The sequence below is a fragment of the Bradyrhizobium cenepequi genome (assembly GCF_020329485.1).
Taxonomy (GTDB): Bacteria; Pseudomonadota; Alphaproteobacteria; order Rhizobiales; family Xanthobacteraceae; genus Bradyrhizobium; species Bradyrhizobium cenepequi.
Genome location: NZ_JAGKJI010000031.1, coordinates 1 through 14,235, shown reverse-complemented (window position 1 = coordinate 14,235; position 14,235 = coordinate 1). Strand labels below are relative to the sequence as shown.

Here is a 14,235-nt window from a genome sequence, read left to right as displayed (position 1 = left end):
ACCGATGTTGGCCGATCCTCACCATAGCTGCATTGTTCTGCTGAACCCGACGCGTGGCAGAACGGATGCGCTTGCCGCGCTCCGCAGCGGAAGTCTGTTCCTGCTTCCGGTCTGTCACGAGTTCTTTGCCGTGCCCCAGTTCGCCGTCGGCGCGTATGAACGAGACGCGCTTCCGGATCAGATCACCGCCTCGCTGGAGCATGTTGATCTGGACGCTCTGACCTTGTGGCGAGATCATCGATTTGCGGAGCGTCTTGCCCGCGCAGATCTCAGTGTCATTTTCCTGGGCGGAGGATTTCTGGAGGAAGAGGTGCTCATTGCGGCACTGGAGGCGGCACGACAGGGCTACGACATCCGGCTGCTCGCAGACATGGCGGTGGCGCGCCTGGAAGCCGATCGTGGCCTGGTTCTCGATCGGCTAGCCCATCGCGGCATCGTTGCGACCACAATCCGGCAGGCCTTGTTGGAATGGGCGGTGTCGCTGGGCGATCCGGCCGTGAGCCGAAGGATTCAAGGACTGCTTTCGTAGCAGGCGTCTCCCGCAAGCTGCCGCTTGCGGGCCGGGCTCTCGTGAACCGAGCCCGTCTTGCGGTCTCGGCCTTCGGCTTCAATCCCTGGCGCAGCCCCCGCGCTGCGATCGTCTTTGGCCGCGCGCGCCTTTGTGAAAGGGCGACGTCAAGCGCATGATCCGGAAAAGCGGAAACCGGTTTTCCCTCGCGACAAACGCCAAGCGTTTGCGTGGGAAGATCATGCTCAAACAAAGCGATCGGATCATGATCCGATTCCGTCTCATCGGATCATGATCTAGCGCGTCGTAAATGCGCCGGCCACGGCGAACAGGCAGATCTCATGGAGCCGGCCGCCGGCGGCCGGCACATTTTCATCTGGCCCGCGACGGCGGGGTGGGCGGCGCTCCCGTATAGCCCCGAACCGGCAGGCCGCAACCACGCCACGCCAAAGCCGCTCATGACGATCATTTGCGTTGGCCGCGGTCCTCCGCATCCGCTCCGGCCGTTCCGGTGCCGCCTGCCTCTGCCGTTCGGGGCTGTCCGGTCGCTCTTCGCCGCCCACCCCGCCTTTCGGCGGCCGGCCGCGGAAGAGGAGCGAGCGGAGATCGTTATGTCCAAAACGTCGGCGCAACGCCGTGCAACAACGACGAAACAAAGCCTCTATCAAGAAATCACCTCTCGGATCATCGCTGAGCTTGAGGCGGGCGTCTTCTCATGGGCGCGGCCGTGGGGTACCGGTGGCGGCAGCCAGGCGTTCGCGCTGCCGCAAAACGCCGCGACAGGCACGACGTACTCCGGCATCAATATCCTGATCCTGTGGGGCAGGCTGTTCGAAGCCGGCTTTACCTCCCAGCGCTGGCTCACCTTTCGCCAGGCGACAACGCTCGGCGGAAGGGTCCGCAAAGGCCAGCACGGCGTCACCGTTTGCTACGCCGACCGCTTTGTCCCGAAGCGGGACCGGCGAGCGGGCGAGCAGGCAGGATCCGCGAGGACGGAAGCGGACCAGGAACAGGCCGCCGTCCCGTTCCTGCGCCGCTATACGGTTTTCAACGTCGATCAATGCGACGGCTTGCCGGACCACTGCTTTGCGCACTCACCCGCGCTGCCGGACCGCGAGATCGTGCCGCAGGCCGAAGCGCTGGCCGCGGCAACCCGCGCCACGATCGGCATCGGCGGCGCCAAAGCCTTCTACGATCGCGCAAACGACAGCGTCCAGATTCCCCCGCAGCCCGCTTTCTTCGAGCAGATCAACTATTACCGAACGCTGTTTCATGAGCTCGGCCATTGGACCGGCCATGCCGGCCGCCTCAACCGTGATCTGTCGGGCGCGTTCGGATCGAGGCTCTATGCCAACGAAGAGCTGGTTGCCGAATTGACGGCCGCCTTCGTCTGCGCTGCGCTGTCGATCAAGCCGACCGTGCGCCATGCCGACTATCTCGGCGCCTGGCTGAAGGTCCTTCGCGAGGACAGCCGCGCCGTCTTCCGCGCCGCGAGCAAGGCCTCCAAAGCCGCCGACTTCCTGCTCGCCTTCGGCGCGGGCGACCCCGCCGCGCAAGCGGCCCAAGGTGATGACGCGTCGTGATGGGTCTATCGGCGAGACCGGCGGGAGCCGAAAGCCAAATCACGAAAGCCGGCGAGCCGATGCCTGCCGGGAATTCCAGGCCTCTGGCTGCGGCCTGCGGCTGGCGCCGCCGGCGCGACCACAGGCCATCTCGCAGATCACAAAGCCTCTCGACCTCGGACCTCGTCGACACGGCCGCACGCAACCAACTGGGCCCACCCGCACCGCAAAGGGAACGCGAACATCGATCTGCGCAACATTGCCCCCAGCGAGCTCATCAGGGCGCCGGTCAATCTCCGAACCAGAGCACGGCGGCAACCAGGAAGATGCCCATGACAATCATCAGCAGGTCGACCTGGTTCGGCGGGGTGATGAAAGAGGCAGATGATGCGGCGCCGCCGGATGCGGGAGCAAATCTGTCGCGCCCACCAACATGCTGAACACGATCATCCGCGATCATCTGCATGGCGACGGACGCCGTTGTGCCGAAAGCTCCCTGCCGCGCTGCATGCGTTTCCGATCGGCCGATATGATCCCGGACACGACTCTGAAAAGAGCCAGCGTATGCAACGCCGTTAATGCTCTGTTTACTTGAGCTTATGCCTCACGATTCGGGCGCGGCGGCTGATCCGCAGCCGAATTTTTCCCTTGCCGAGTCGCCGACGAGTCAACCAGGCAGGCTGCAAATTTAGCGGATCGCGATCGGCGCGACTCGCTCTATAGCTCGCAAGAAGCAAGCGCGTGCACCGCATCATGGAGCTTGGGATGGCGAGCCCGTTCAAGGTGTTTCCGGACCCGCAAGCAACAACGCTCAGGCGGATCTGCTTGGCTCAGGCCATCGTCGGCCTGTCGGCGCTGGCCTCGACCGCCGTGCTGCTGACGACGTCCATCATGCATGGGCTGCACTAGAACGTTTTCAAGCAAAGTGGACACCGGTTCGCATGGCAATCACGTTTACGCAGATTGCGTAGACTTATCTGCGCAGAAAACGCGTCAAAACAGCAATCGAGAGCTTCGGTTCTGATTCAATTAGAACCGAACATGCTCCAGAGCTCACGGAAGCACCGTTTCCGTCCGCGTCGGGCCTGGATCACCAACGCAGGCAAATTCAACAGCCGGAGCGCACGGCGCTCCACTGGCATACGATCCGGCTAGAGCATGATCCGGAAAAGTGGAAACCGGTTTTCCGAAAAGGTCATGCTCAAACAAGGAGATGAGATCATGATCCGCTTCCGTCCAATCGGATCATGATCTAGTCCAACCCGGTCTTGCCCTGCGCCCAATAGGCCTTGGTCTTCACCCGCGATGATACGACGCCGGCTGCTTTCAGGGTCCTGCTTACGCGCTGGATCGACGATGCCTTGCCGGTAAGAACGAAATGCGCGCCGCGTGCGGCAAGGCGCAACATCTCGGCTTCCGCCGCTGCGAGATGAGCGTCGTCGGCGCCGCGCTCGATCAGCATCGCTTGGCGGAGGCCGATCGCCTCCAGCACCGATCGCGACTCCGCGACGTCCGAGGCCTCGAACACATGGATTGCACCGTCGCCCTGCCGGCACTCGCGGAGTGCAGCCGCCAGGCCAAACGAGCTTTCATCGCCGAACAGAAGCACCGGCGATTCAAGGCCGGATAGATCGAGCGAGCGGCGCGGACCGAAGAACTGGCAGGTGTCGCCTTCGGTTAAGTCCCTTGCCCATCGGCTGCCGGGACCGTCGCCATGCGCGAAGGTGAGCATGCGTGTCCTGCCGCTGCCGGCATCCCACAACATCGGCGTGTAGGTCCGCGCGCTCAGGCCCGAGCCGACCGCTACCTGGACCTTTTGGCCGGCCGTCCAGGCGACGTTCCTGAGCGCTTGGCCTTCCAGCTCGGCCAGCCGAAAGTGCGGCGAGAGCGTCTCGACTGCGGCAACGCGCGCGGGACGCATCAGCCATCGCAGCAGCGTCCGCGTGAGTCGGCCCGGGGGCGCAAGCGGCGGCGCAGAAATTTGCCCGCGAACGGGTCGCATCAAAAGTTCGCTCCATTCACCGACATCTCGAGGTCGCAGCCCGCGCGGATCACTTCGTCTTCACCGTGAATTCGTTGCCGCGCCCGGGATCGACAGGCAGCGGCAGTGAGAGATAACCGTTCTGCGGATCGCGCACGTAGTCGATATAGCCTGAGGCTTCCGAGAACGCGTTCTCGCCGATGATGATCGCACCAGGCTTCAGATGCGGCTCCAGCAGCTTGAGAATGGGAAGATAGAGGATGAAGGCGCCGTCGAGCATCAGCATGTCGATGCCGCCGCCAACGCCGGACTTGAGGGTTTCGCGCGCATCGCCGACCCGGAACTCGACCAGGTCGTCCAGCCCGGCGGCAGCGAGGTTCGCCCACGCGCGCTCCGCCTTGCCGGGTTCGAGATCGGTCCCGATCAGACGGCCGCCGCCCATGTCGCGCAGCGCTGCCGCCATGTAGATAGCCGAAACCCCCATCGACGAGCCGAACTCGACAATACGCTTGGCCTTGCAGCTGCGGGCGCACATGTAGAGAAACCGCCCGAATTCCGGGGAGACGCTGAGGAAATTGCCGGCGAAACCATGATACAGTCCCGCCAGATCCTCGGTCTCAGCCTCGATGATCTGGCTGATCGCCTGCTCGGCATTGGTCATCTCGCTCGCGTAGGTTTGCGTCAACGGTGCATCGGCCGCTTCCGCTTCCCGATGGAGGCGTTTAAGAACCTCCGCGACCGGGCCGCTGCTGAGTGAATCCATGTCTCGGCTCCTTCGATCATGATCCGATCGGATGGAATCCGATCATGATCTCATCTGTTTGTTTGCACATGATCTTTCCACGCAAACGCCTTGCGTTGGTCGCGAGGGACAACCGGTTTCCAGGTTTGCGGATCATCTCTCAGATGTGCCCGCCGGCGCGCCAGGGTGTCAGCGTCCGGCGCCAGGATACGAAATCGCCCGCCTGACCGCATTCCGCAAACGGGACAATATCTTGCGATTTCCGGTCAGTGCGGGCGTGGGGCTTCGCGCGATAGCGGACAGAGATCACGCGGCGACGCGGCGCTCCGCCAGGTAGCGGGCGGGCGGCTTGCCCAAGGCCTTGCGGAACATGGTGACGAAGGCGCTCGCGCCCTCATAGCCGAGATCGAGCGCCACGGTCTGGACCGACACTCCCTGGTCGAGACGCTGCAGGGCAATGAGGATATGGAGCTGCTGGCGCCAGCGGCCGAAGCTCATGCCGGTCTCCCGTTTCAGGGCGCGGGTCAAGGTGCGCGGGGCGACGGCCATGCGTCGGCCCCACTCGTCTAACGTTGCGCGGTCGGAGGGATCGGCCATCATCGCGGCGGCGATCTTGCGCAGCTTGGCGTCGGCCGGCATCGGGAAGTTCAGCTTCTCGACCGGCGCTACCGACAGTTGATCGAGCAGCACCGCGGCGATGCGACCGTCGGCGCCGTCGACATCGTACAGGACCGGCATCTCGGTGACGTGCAGCAGCAAACGCTCCAGCAGTGGCGAGATCGACAGCGTGCAGCATTGCCTGGGCAGCGCCGAGGCCGCATCCGGTTCGACGAACAGGAGATAGACCTCGACATTTCCGGCGAGGGCCACGCTGTGGGGACGATTGCCGGGAATCCACACCGCGCAGCGCGGCGGCACGATCCAGACGCTTTGGTCGGCTTCGCACCTGACGACGCCCCGCAAGGTCAGGACAAGCTGGGCCTTCCGATGCGCGTGAATGGCCATCTCCATGCCCTTGGTGACCAGGTCGACGCCGACAGCAACGACGGCGCGTGGCACCTCCTCGGGAGAGAAACCGGCGCCACCAGCGGAGGCGAGGTCGGTTTCCTCGGGACGATAGAACGGCATGGTGGGTGACGACCGATCCGAATGCGACTGACCAGATCAGACAATATCAGTCCGCGATTGCGACTATCAACAGGGGACGCCCGTTTTAGACATGATCCGGAAAAGTGGAAACCGGTTTTCCCTGCGACAAACGCAAAGCGTTTGCGTGGGAAGATCATGCTCAATCAAAGAGATGAGATCATGATCCGATTCCATCCAATCGAATCATGATCGAGCCGGCGGCTCTCCACCGCTCGCATATTCACGACGAATATTGAATGTCGATCAATCCCGGCCGTCGGCGCGACCCGGCTAACCAGACGACCAAGATGGCGTTCACAGCGGATCCGCCGGACGCCAAAGCGTAGCGCGACCAGGCCGTCGGGCCATTAGCGAACTACTTCTTTTTCTTCTTGGTTTTTTTCGCGGTGATCTTCTTCGCCTTTTTCGCTTTCTTGGCCGTGGGCCCTCCGTCAATCCTTCAAGAAATTCATCAATGCGCTGGCCCGTGAATCGGCCTGCATGAGGAAAGCATAGCATCGAATTTGCCGGCTTGATATCGGGAGGCCCTCATCGCGCCTCGCAACGGGCGTTGGGTCGTCCCGCGCAAAAGGATCATGCGTCAGGGCGACAGAATGGCCCCGCCAAGCAGTGGTCACCGGGGCTGATGGCGGCAGTCCGCGGGATTTTGCAGCAGGACGAGCACGCTGTCGTCATCCTGGCCGGCGGCGCGGCCGAGATTGGCGTAGAGCTTGCGCGGACCGAACTCGGGCGCGGCGAGCGCCAGGCTCAGATCGTCCTTGCTGCTAATCTCACAGCTGCGAACCGGCCCTGCGCAGACATCGCGTGGTGTTCTTCCGCAAAACGGGGAGGCTTTTCGCTGTCGTCCGGTTCGGGATGATGTCGATGTCAGCGCGGATCGAAACGGTGCTGTGCTGGACTTGCTTGCCGCATGTCGCGCTGCGACGCCCGATCGGTCAGGGCCTTGTCCTTATCCGTTGTCTGCGGGTCCGATCTCCCTGCGCGTGGCAAACAGACCTATGGCAGGCGCCCCGCCTCTTCAAAACCCTCGCCGTCGGCTTTTTTCCCCGCCGGAACAGTTCCGGCTCCTCGCGGCCGCTTCGCTCTCAAAAAAGCTGCCGGCTCGGGTGCTCCGCATTCGCTCCGCCCCGCGTGGCCCGGCGGGTTCGAAGGCGTTGCGCCCGCCATCACGGTCTCGCCATCGCGAGGGGATCGGCTCCTCGCGAACAACAGAAGAGGACAAGACCATGACCGCCATCGGATACGTCACCAAGAACGACGACGGCAGCTACAAGGGCCAGCTCCGGACCGTCTCGATCCGCGCCGACATCGACATCATCCCGAACCGGGACAAGACCGCCGACGCCCATCCCGACTTCCGCGTCGTGACCCAGGGCGTCGAAGTCGGCGCAGGCTGGATCCGCCGGGGTGAGAACAGCGGCAGGGACTATGTGAGCCTGGCGCTCGCCGCGCCCGAGTTCGGTCCGCGCAAGCTCTACGCCAATCTCGGCCGCGCCGCCGGCCAGGATGATGACAGCGTGTTCGCCCTGATCTGGAATCCAACGGACTGACGCCGATCGGCCCCCGCGACGAGGCTCGCGGGGGCCGTTCTCTCGCCCCAATTGATCGAAACGATCGGCTCGAGAAGACGTCAACGTCTCCGGGGGCGGTCCTGAACGACGCCAGCAATCAAGCGCGCCAAGGCGCCCGCGCCGCGTCTCTTGACGCGACAGGCTTCGACGCCAGCGACTGGGCCTGGGAGTTCTTGCGCCGCAATCCCGACTACATCGGCGAATGGCGCAGCGCCGTTCCGCGGCATCTGCCCTGCATCACCTTGAACGATGGAACGCAGGTCTTGCGGTTGCCGCGACGCTTTCCCCGTGCCGAGAAATGGGGTCTCTCTGCCTTTGCCGACCCGAGACTGGACGCATCCAGGGTGCCGGTGTTCTGGCACGCCCATGCGCTGAAACGGATCGTCCGCCTGGATGCACGCAAGCCAAGGTCAGATGCAGACGCTGCACGGTTTTCACTGGCCGTCTTCAAGGTCGAACGCAGGGCCGTCATTAGCTCCGACGGCATTCCGCTGGTGCTGATGAAGGGAAGGGGGTCTTACGTCGCCGTCGAAATCCATGGCCTCTCCATCCTGACCGCATCCTTTGCGCCGGTCTTCGAACTGCACGACCTTGCTGACCTTGCGGCGCAGACCGAGCTCTTGAAGCGCCTGCAGCGTTTCACTGAAGCTGACATGAGAACGGTTCCACGGCCGCCGGGAAGCGGCGATGAACGCCTCCATCACGCGCTGATCGCGCTCGATGAAAGCCTCAACGGCAAGACCTACCGCCAGATCGCGATCACGATCTTCGGAGAGAAAAAAGTTGCCGAAGAATGGCTCGGTCCCAGTCAGTTTCTCAAGGATCGCACGCGCCGGCTTGTCGCCAAGGGAACCGAGTTGATGAAGGGCGGCTATCGCGATCTGCTATATTAGAATGTTTCGAGCGAGGTCGCAGCGGCTCGCGTCAAAACAAGAACCGAGCGCTTCGGTTCTGATTCAATCAGACCGGATCTAGTCTAGAGCTTAGCTGGCCGTTGTCGGATGTCGGTCTTGTGCACGCCGATCATCGCAGGCTGGACGACTCTTGCTCGCGCGGGATGGTGAAACGGGCGCCCCTGATCTTCACCACTCCCAACACCGCTCACAATCAGACGACGCTTGCTCTCCTGCCTCAACCTCAAGGAGGTATGGAATAGGGAGCGTCGAAATGACCAAGAATGAAGAAAAGCTGCCGGACAAGCCGTTCCTCAATACCGTCGAGGCCGCCACCTGGCTGAGGCTCACCAAGAACACGCTGGAGAAGATGCGGGTGCAGGGGCGAGGGCCCGCCTACCGCAAGCACGGACGCTACGTCCGCTACCACATCGAAGACCTGGTGGAATGGTCGCAGGCCAACAAGCGGAGGTCGACCTCCGATGCCGATTGATCGCACCCAACTGCCGCGCCAGGTCGGCGTTCTCTCGACCATGTGCGCCGGCATCATTGCCATGCTGGTGTCGTCCGCACCCGCGGTGCCGCTTTTGATCTACAACGCCTCGGGCAGCGCGCCCTTGGGCTTCTATTATCTGGAGCCACGATTGCCGGAGCGGGGTGAGCTCGCAGTCTTCAAGCCGCCGCCGGCGATCGAATTGTTCATCATCGCGCACAAAATCTTGCCGGTGCCGGTGCCGCTGCTGAAACAGGTCGCCGCTATCGGCGGTGACGAAGTCTGCCGCGCCAAGGACCCGATTGGCACCATTGCCATCAACGGAAAGGTCGTCGCCGAGGTGCTCGACAAGGACCGCGACGGGCGGCCGCTGCCGGCCTGGGAGGGGTGCTTGAGGCTCGTCGAGGGCGAGTTCTTTCTCTTGCAGCCTCACCCGCATTCATTCGACTCGCGATATTTCGGGCCGGTGTTGAGGTGCGATATTGTCGGCGTGGCGCGGCCGATCTGGACCTGGAATCCACCAGGCTAAGGCCGGGTGACCTTTCTTCGCATCGTCATCCCTCTTTGTTTGAGCATGATCTTCCCACGCAAACGCTTTGTGTTTGTCGCGAGGGAAAACCGGTTTTCCACGCTTCCGGATCATGCTCTAACAGTCACCGCGGCGCGCGGCATCATGTGCCGCAGGAGCCGGGATGCCCCGGGCGCTGGACCCGGCGCGAACTCGCGGGATCGGCCAAGCAAGCGGCCAAAATGGCCATCAGACAAGATTTTCGATAGCTGTCTCAATTGCTTGCAGTCGCCTTGGATCGGCCAAAATTGGCCTCCAAGCTTCTCACCAAAATCGGCCACAAGATCGGCCAAAGTGGCCGCCGTTAAGAAGAAAATTATTTATTTTTAATGCTTTAGCATGGCATAAAATCGGCCAGCATGAACCCACGTCTCGAAACCGTCGAACGCATCGAGCCCGCCAGGCTGGAGGAGATTTCCGAAGCCATCTCGGACGTGATGGCGGAGCTTTCGGCGGCGACCGCGAGGCTCGGTCAGGCGCTGCACCCCAAGACCGCGGCCAATCTCGCCGGTCTCGTGCGGATCATGAACACTTACTACAGCAACCTGATCGAAGGCCATAACACCCGGCCGCGGGATATCGAACGCGCGATCGGCGGTCAGTTCGACAACGACCAGGGGCGGCGCAATCTGCAGATCGAGGCGGCCGCCCACGTCCATGTGCAGTCCGAAATCGATTCCATGGCGCTCGACAATCGCCTGCCTGAACCGGCCTCGATCGATTTCATTCTCTGGCTCCACCGCGAATTCTATCGCGACGCTTCCCCCGAAATGCTTCGGATCCGCGGCAATGGCAGCGAGTTCACCATGGAGCCCGCCGCCTGGCGGTCGAGAAGCGACCACGACGTTGCGGTCGGCCGGCATCTGCCACCTTCCAGCGAGCGTGTCGCGGCCTTTATGGCGTATTTCGCGGAGCGTTATCGCTTCGAACGCCTGGGCAAGGCGGCGCGGATCATCGCCATTCCAGCGGCGCATCATCGCTTCAACTACATTCATCCGTTCGCGGACGGCAACGGCCGTGTCAGCCGCCTGATGAGCCACGCCATGGCGCATCAGGCCGGCATCGGAGCCCATGGGCTGTGGTCGGTCTCGCGCGGACTGGCGCGTGGTCTTACCGGCCCAGGCGATTACAAGCGGATGATGGACCACGCCGACACGCCCCGGCAGGGCGACCTTGATGGCCGCGGCAACCTCTCGCAGCGCGCCTTGAGCGAATTCATTCTCTGGTTCCTGCGCGTCTGCCTCGACCAGGTCACGTTCATGTCAGGCTTGTTCGAGATCGACACCTTGGCTCAGCGATTGCGGAGTTTCGTCGACCGCAACGAGCTCAAGCCTGAAGCCGCCCGTCTTCTGGAGGAAGCGCTGATACGCGGACGGTTCGAGCGCGGCGAAGTCCCGCGCATCACCGGCCTTCCCGAACGGACGGCACGGCGCGTCTTCAACGACGTCGTCGCGACCGGTCTTCTTGCGTCCGAAACGCCCAAGGGGCCGGTATCGCTGCGCTTTCCGATTGCCACGCTCGACGTGCTGTTTCCGCGCCTGTTTCCGGAGATCTAGAGCCTGATCCGGAAAAGTAGAAACCGGTTTTCCTCGCGACAAACGCAAAGCGTTTGCGCGGGAAGATCATGCTCAAACAATGAGATGAGATCACGATCCGATTCCTTTAGTAGGATCATGATCTAGAGGACGGGAACGGCTTCGCGAGGCGGGATGCGGCGATTTGCAGGAGCGGATTTTGCACTCAATCTTGCACGCTCTCAAGTTGGACGAAGGGTGCCGTCGCCTGTTGCGGAACGCCGTATCGCCGCGCAGCGATGCTCTTGCCAAATCGATCCGTTATCCAGCGTGAAGCAATCAGTGGGCAGCTAAGCGGGAGGGCAAGATAAAAGCACTGGCGCCGGGTTGCGTCCAATTCCTTGTCTGCACATCCAGGATTTGTCGCTCACACGGCGCACGATGTCGCCAAGCCAGTTGCAAGGTGATGGCGTGCTTGGCGCGTTACGTCTGCGGCTTGGCACGGCGACGAATGCGCCACATATCGGCAGCTCTTGGGATCGCGAGCGACCGCCATGAAAGAGATCGACGACGAATTCGACGTGAAGCTCGGGCGGATCGGCAACCGCAGAGCCGGAAGGGCAACCAGCTTTCTGCGGCGTGTCCGCCAGGAGGCGCAGAAGGCGGTTCCGAGTTCAAGGCGAGCGTCGTCGTTCACCGGTGCCCGCATCGGACGAGGTGGCGCGCAGGGTACGGTCCTCGCCGGGCGGGGCCGGGATGCGAGACGGCGTCGCGTCGTGATCAAGGCGCGCATCGTGCGCATCAAGGCCGGAGACACAGGCGCCGTCCGCGCCCACCTGCGCTACGTCCAGCGCGATGGCGTCACACGCGAAGGTGAGCCGGGCGAGCTCTATGATACCGCGAGCGATCGTGCCGACGGCAAGGCGTTCACGGAGCGAAGTGCCGGCGACCGTCACCAGTTTCGCTTCATCGTGGCGCCCGAGGACAGCGCGGAGCTAACGGATCTGAAGCCGTTCATCCGCGACCTGATGCGCCGGATGGAACAGGATCTCGGCACCAGGCTCGACTGGGTCGCGGTCGATCATTTCAACACCGGCCATCCCCACAGCCACATCGTGCTGCGCGGCAAGGATGACGCCGGCGATGACCTTGTCATCGCCCGCGACTACATCGCTCACGGCTTGCGGGCGCGGGCGTCGGATCTCATCACCCGCGAGCTCGGCCCGGAGACGGAAATCGAAGCCACCCGAAAGCTTGAGCAGGAGATCACCGCCGAGCGCTTCACGCGCCTCGATCGCGCCATCCTGCGCGATGCCGTCGAAGGGAGGCTGGACGTCGGTGCAAGACCCGCAAGCGAACCCGCCTGGCAGTCGGCGCGGATAGGGCGGTTGCGAACCCTCGAGCGGATGGGCTTGGCGGGCGAGGAGGCGCCTTTGCATTGGCGGATCGATACCGAGCTCGAAGCAAAGCTCAGGCGGATGGGCGAACGCGGTGACATCATCAAGACCATGCATCGGGAGCTTGGCGCCGCCGGACTTTCCCGGGCAGGAGGCAGCTACGCGATCTTCGATCCGGAACAAGGCGGCCGGCGCCTGGTCGGCAGGGTTGTTGGCGGAGGGTTTTCGGATGAACTGACGGAGCGTCGCTATGTGGTGCTCGACGGCATCGACGGGCGAACGCATTACGCCGAGATTGGTGCACTCGGTGCCAATGAAGAGCCGCCCGTCCGCAACGCGATTCTGGAGCTCAGATCGCGCGCTGTCGAACCGCGCGAGATGGATCGGACGATCGCAAAGATCGCTGCCGCCCATCATGGCATCTACAGCGATCACCTGCACCGCGCGTTCGACGTCCAAGCGTCGGGCGAATACATCGCCTCCCATGTACGGCGCCTGGAGGCGATGCGACAGGCGGGGTTGGTGAGCCGGCAAAGTGACGGGAGCTGGAAGGTCGGCGAAAACCATCTCGATCGAGCGTTGCGGTATGAGGCATTTGACCGCTCGCGCAAGCCGGTGCAGGTTGCGGTTCTTTCCTGGCATCGGCTCGAGGATCTGCCGCAGGCGCTCGGTGCAACCTGGCTCGATCGGCAGCTCGTTGCCAAAGTGCCGGAAGCGCTGGCGCCAAGCGGAATGGGAGCGGAGGTCGAGACAGCACTGCGGGTGAGGCGGCAATGGCTGATCGAGCAGGGGCTCGCGCGGGAGCAGGATGGTCAGGTGCGCTATGCGCGGACTTTGCTGCAGACGCTGGAGAGCCGAGAGCTTGCCCGAACAACTGCTGATATTTCCGCGCGAACCGGGCTTGAGCATGTCGAGGTCAAGGCGGGCGACAACGTCACCGGCGTTTATCGGCGCGTGCTGACGCTGAACAGCGGACGATTTGCTCTGATCGAACGCTCGCATGATTTTGCGCTGGTGCCGTGGCGGCCGGTTTTGGAGCGCGCTCGGGGGCAGCTCGTCACGGGCAGCGTTGGCGGAGCGGGGATCTCCTGGTCGATCGGCCTAAAGCGGGGTGCCGGGCGTTGAAGGTGCGAGCGCGAAAGTGAAATACCTTGGTAAATCAGTAGCTTATGTTGCGACAGAAATTATTATACTATTTCCGCGGAAATAGTATAGCTCGGTTGCGTTGGAGTTCCGGAGGTTATACTATTTTCGCGAAATTAGTATAACGGATCTTGGTCATGGCCACGTCCCAACGGCTCGATATCTCCTACCAGACGCTTTACTCGGAACTGGTCCAGCGCAGCCTTGACGAAAGCTTCACGTCCGAGTTCTCCTCAAACGGCAGGTTCGTGCCGGTCGAGGTCAAGGGCAAAAAATACTGGTACTTCGACACGCCCAAGGTCGACGCTGCCGGTCAGGATCGTCGCTACGTCGGTCCTGTCGACGATCCTGAAATCACCAAGAGGGTTGAGGCCTTCAAGGATCTGAAGGCCGACCTGAAGGGCCGGCGCCGCCTGGTTGCCACGTTGACGCGCGAGGCCTATCTGCCGCGTCCTCCGTTGATGACAGGCCAGGTGGTGGAGCAACTGGCAAAAGCCGGCTTCTTCCGTCTGCGCGGCGTGCTCATCGGCACCGTGGCCTACCAGTGTTACTCCGCCGTCCTCGGTCGCCGTCTGGACGCGGTCGCCATGCAGACCGGCGACGCCGATTTTGCCCAGTTCCATGAGATCTCGGTGGCCGTCGGCGACTCCATGCCGCCGATCCTTGAGGTGCTTCGAGAGGTCGATCCGACCTTCCGGGAGATTCCGAGCCAGG

Annotated in this window: 15 protein-coding genes; 11 read left to right on the top strand and 4 right to left on the bottom strand. The window is 62.8% G+C overall.

Features of this window, described 5'->3' with window-relative positions; all coding sequences use genetic code 11:
* Positions 1–4: 4 nt before the first annotated feature.
* Positions 5–529 (top strand): cysteine hydrolase family protein, encoded by a 525-nt coding sequence (locus J6497_RS27020; RefSeq protein WP_225707320.1) that lies wholly within the window; start codon positions 5–7, stop codon positions 527–529.
* 590 nt (positions 530–1,119) lie between these two features.
* Positions 1,120–2,091 (top strand): ArdC family protein, encoded by a 972-nt coding sequence (locus tag J6497_RS27015; RefSeq protein WP_225707319.1) that lies wholly within the window; start codon positions 1,120–1,122, stop codon positions 2,089–2,091.
* A gap of 268 nt (positions 2,092–2,359) precedes the next feature.
* Here the strand turns inward: J6497_RS27015 and J6497_RS27010 are convergent, their stop codons facing one another.
* Positions 2,360–2,536 carry a hypothetical protein gene (locus J6497_RS27010; protein WP_225707318.1) on the bottom strand — a complete coding sequence of 59 codons (177 nt, stop codon included), beginning with the start codon at positions 2,534–2,536 and terminating at the stop codon, positions 2,360–2,362.
* Positions 2,537–2,835: 299 nt separating this feature from the next.
* Here J6497_RS27010 and J6497_RS27005 point away from each other — a divergent pair, with 299 nt between their 5' ends.
* Positions 2,836–2,979 carry a hypothetical protein gene (locus J6497_RS27005; RefSeq protein ID WP_225707317.1) on the top strand — a complete coding sequence of 48 codons (144 nt, stop codon included), beginning with the start codon at positions 2,836–2,838 and terminating at the stop codon, positions 2,977–2,979.
* A gap of 343 nt (positions 2,980–3,322) precedes the next feature.
* Here J6497_RS27005 and J6497_RS27000 read toward each other — a convergent pair whose 3' ends face one another.
* The 3 genes from J6497_RS27000 to J6497_RS26990 form a co-directional block, all read right to left on the bottom strand.
* Positions 3,323–3,991, bottom strand: coding sequence for a siderophore-interacting protein (locus J6497_RS27000; protein WP_225707316.1), 669 nt, complete (start codon positions 3,989–3,991; stop codon positions 3,323–3,325).
* Positions 3,992–4,121: 130 nt separating this feature from the next.
* Positions 4,122–4,814, bottom strand: coding sequence for an O-methyltransferase (locus J6497_RS26995; RefSeq protein ID WP_225707315.1), 693 nt, complete (start codon positions 4,812–4,814; stop codon positions 4,122–4,124).
* Between the two features lie 285 nt (positions 4,815–5,099).
* Positions 5,100–5,921 (bottom strand): AraC family transcriptional regulator, encoded by an 822-nt coding sequence (locus tag J6497_RS26990; RefSeq protein ID WP_225707314.1) that lies wholly within the window; start codon positions 5,919–5,921, stop codon positions 5,100–5,102.
* A gap of 646 nt (positions 5,922–6,567) precedes the next feature.
* Here J6497_RS26990 and J6497_RS26985 point away from each other — a divergent pair.
* The 8 genes from J6497_RS26985 to J6497_RS26950 all read left to right on the top strand — a co-directional run.
* Positions 6,568–6,801 (top strand): hypothetical protein, encoded by a 234-nt coding sequence (locus tag J6497_RS26985; RefSeq protein ID WP_225707313.1) that lies wholly within the window; start codon positions 6,568–6,570, stop codon positions 6,799–6,801.
* 367 nt (positions 6,802–7,168) lie between these two features.
* The gene (locus J6497_RS26980) at positions 7,169–7,492 is read left to right on the top strand and encodes a DUF736 domain-containing protein (RefSeq protein ID WP_225707312.1); all 324 of its coding nucleotides are present in this window, start codon (positions 7,169–7,171) and stop codon (positions 7,490–7,492) included.
* Complete coding sequence (locus tag J6497_RS26975; RefSeq protein WP_312010366.1) at positions 7,474–8,406, top strand: DUF2285 domain-containing protein; 933 nt, start codon at positions 7,474–7,476, stop codon at positions 8,404–8,406. The genes J6497_RS26980 and J6497_RS26975 overlap by 19 nt, the downstream gene beginning before the upstream one ends.
* Before the next feature lie 274 nt (positions 8,407–8,680).
* Entirely contained in the window at positions 8,681–8,899 is a 219-nt protein-coding gene (locus J6497_RS26970) for a helix-turn-helix domain-containing protein (RefSeq protein ID WP_225707311.1), read from the top strand.
* Positions 8,889–9,428 (top strand): S26 family signal peptidase, encoded by a 540-nt coding sequence (locus J6497_RS26965; RefSeq protein ID WP_225707310.1) that lies wholly within the window; start codon positions 8,889–8,891, stop codon positions 9,426–9,428. Before J6497_RS26970 ends, J6497_RS26965 begins: the two co-directional genes overlap by 11 nt.
* 398 nt (positions 9,429–9,826) lie before the next feature.
* Positions 9,827–11,023 carry a Fic family protein gene (locus J6497_RS26960; protein WP_225707309.1) on the top strand — a complete coding sequence of 399 codons (1,197 nt, stop codon included), beginning with the start codon at positions 9,827–9,829 and terminating at the stop codon, positions 11,021–11,023.
* A gap of 512 nt (positions 11,024–11,535) precedes the next feature.
* Positions 11,536–13,503, top strand: a complete 1,968-nt coding sequence (gene rlxS / locus J6497_RS26955; protein ID WP_225707308.1) for a relaxase/mobilization nuclease RlxS — start codon at positions 11,536–11,538, stop codon at positions 13,501–13,503.
* Between the two features lie 155 nt (positions 13,504–13,658).
* On the top strand, positions 13,659–14,235 hold a 577-nt coding region (locus J6497_RS26950), incomplete at its 3' end, for a GSU2403 family nucleotidyltransferase fold protein (protein WP_249793757.1).